Annotated in this window: 2 protein-coding genes and 2 pseudogenes; 2 read left to right on the top strand and 2 right to left on the bottom strand. The window is 34.3% G+C overall.

What is annotated here, in order from left to right; genetic code table 11:
- Both Mcas_RS15825 and Mcas_RS15820 read right to left on the bottom strand, forming a co-directional pair.
- Positions 1–243 (bottom strand): annotated as a pseudogene (locus Mcas_RS15825) (hypothetical protein); the annotation flags it as partial.
- Between the two features lie 118 nt (positions 244–361).
- Positions 362–712 (bottom strand): IS1634 family transposase, encoded by a 351-nt coding sequence (locus Mcas_RS15820; protein WP_040336520.1) that lies wholly within the window; start codon positions 710–712, stop codon positions 362–364.
- A 111-nt stretch (positions 713–823) separates the two neighbouring features.
- Here Mcas_RS15820 and Mcas_RS15815 point away from each other — a divergent pair, with 111 nt between their 5' ends.
- The gene (locus tag Mcas_RS15815; RefSeq protein ID WP_156033440.1) at positions 824–1,090 is read left to right on the top strand and encodes a hypothetical protein; all 267 of its coding nucleotides are present in this window, start codon (positions 824–826) and stop codon (positions 1,088–1,090) included.
- Positions 1,091–1,124: 34 nt separating this feature from the next.
- Positions 1,125–1,383 (top strand): annotated as a pseudogene (locus Mcas_RS18935) (hypothetical protein); the annotation flags it as partial.

Below are 1,383 nucleotides of genomic sequence, written 5' to 3'. Positions count from 1 at the left end.
GTTCTTATCCTTCTCTTTATCATCATTACGCTCTTTCTCAGATGAAATGTCATTGTTGCCTTCTTTATTGCCATTGTTTTTCGGTTTAACATCAGGCTTTCCCTGCTCCCCTTTTAATCGATTGATCTCATCCCTTAACTTCTGATTTTCAACTTGGAGGTCTCTGTTGGTAGAGGATATATCCTCTATAAGGTTATAGAGCAAATAAATGCCATTTTTGACTTCAACATCTACTTTCTCCATATCGATGTTTAGTCCCTCCATCTTTGATTCTATTGCTCTTTGATTCATATATAACAGTCTATCACTTCTTGAACTATTTTGCAATAATTATTTTTCTGCTAACCCTCTACCATGCTTTTTAAAGAGGATACAATAATTGTATGTCTAATATCCCTTTATTTATTAATGACCTTATTTGAGGTTTAGTTATTGTTGTAATATAATGAAAATCCTCTGTACTTAATTGCTCAATCTGCGTACTTTTGATCATGCCTTTATCACCTACCATTGTTACTCGTTTTACTTTAAATCTCTTACATACTTTTTCTATTTGGCTTTTAAAGGTTTTTGTATCTGATGTGTTACCCTTAAAGACTTCTATACTTACAGGTGTGCCATCTGATGCTGTTAAAAGCCCTATGACTATTTGCTTTTTACCTTTTTTACCATCTCTATTATATCCATAATCAGTATCCTCTTTAAAAAGCATGGTAGAGGGTTAGCAGAAAAATAATTATTGCAAAATAGTTCAAGAAGTGATAGACTGTTATATATGAATCAAAGAGCAATAGAATCAAAGATGGAGGGACTAAACATCGATATGGAGAAAGTAGATGTTGAAGTCAAAAATGGCATTTATTTGCTCTATAACCTTATAGAGGATATATCCTCTACCAACAGAGACCTCCAAGTTGAAAATCAGAAGTTAAGGGATGAGATCAATCGATTAAAAGGGGAGCAGGGAAAGCCTGATGTTAAACCGAAAAACAATGGCAATAAAGAAGGCAACAATGACATTTCATCTGAGAAAGAGCGTAATGATGATAAAGAGAAGGATAAGAACAAAAGGAATAGAGAGCCAAAATAGGAAAGATTAAAAAGACAGAACAGAGATATGTTATGTGGACAGAGAGAATCTGCCCAGTGATGCTGTATTTAAAGGGTATGAGAGTATTATAGTACAGGATATAAAAATAGAGACGGACAACATAGAATTTCAAAAGGAGATTTACTACTCACCGTCACAAAAGAGGACATATAGAGGTGAGGTACCCAAGGGGTATGAAGGTGAGTATGGTCCCAATGTAAAAGCCATGACCATCATCATGAAATATGTATGCAATATGTCAGAACCTAAGATATTGGAGTTCTTTAAGAACG

The sequence above is a fragment of the Candidatus Magnetobacterium casense genome (assembly GCF_000714715.1).
Lineage (GTDB): Bacteria > Nitrospirota > Thermodesulfovibrionia > Thermodesulfovibrionales > Magnetobacteriaceae > Magnetobacterium > Magnetobacterium casense.
This window is presented reverse-complemented; position numbering and strand designations above follow the sequence as displayed.

Bases quoted from the DNA above. Each gene is read 5' to 3' on its own strand.
- Mcas_RS15820 (WP_040336520.1), bottom strand. From the start codon at position 712: ATGCTTTTTAAAGAGGATACTGATTATGGATATAATAGAGATGGTAAA.
- Mcas_RS15815 (WP_156033440.1), top strand. From the start codon at position 824: ATGGAGAAAGTAGATGTTGAAGTCAAAAATGGCATTTATTTGCTCTAT.